Source organism: Vibrio sp. 2304 (assembly GCF_033339475.1).
Lineage (GTDB): Bacteria > Pseudomonadota > Gammaproteobacteria > Enterobacterales > Vibrionaceae > Vibrio > Vibrio alginolyticus.
In genome coordinates this window covers 1-502 of record NZ_JAWOUQ010000160.1, presented here as the reverse complement: position 1 = coordinate 502, position 502 = coordinate 1, and the positions used below count along the sequence as shown (strand labels likewise).

The 502-nt window shown below is 22.9% G+C and carries 1 protein-coding gene; it reads left to right on the top strand.

Translation table 11 applies throughout. The features are described from left to right. Positions 1-502: DNA polymerase III subunit delta (gene holA, locus R7P64_RS24795; protein ID WP_411979344.1), on the top strand; the 502-nt coding region annotated here is incomplete at both ends.

Genomic DNA, 502 nt, shown 5'->3' with positions numbered 1-502 from the left:
TTACAAGAAATTCAAATCTTATAATAGGACAATAACTCAACAAGACATTAGTTATTTAATTTTGCAAAGTGGATATACTAGTAAAAACTTGAAACTAAATTTATATGATTTAGAAAACGAAATAATAAAAATTGTCACTTATTCAGACGATACTATCATAGATAAAAATACTATCGATAAATCTATAATAAAATTATTAGATCAAAACATATTCAATTTATTAACTAGTATAGGTGAACAAAATGTAGAAAGATCTCTAAAAATATTTTCAGAAATTTATCTATTAGACGAACCTATTATTAAGATAATTTATATGATAAATCGTCAGTTTAAGCTGCAGTTAGCTTATAGAAGTTATAGAAGGGCAAATTATACTGATTCTGAAATAATTTCTAAACTCAAAATTAAACCTTATGAGTTCAACAAAATTTCTGCTTTAAGCAATAGATATACTATAGATAGATTAGTTAAATGCATATACTTAGTTATTGAAACAGAGAAA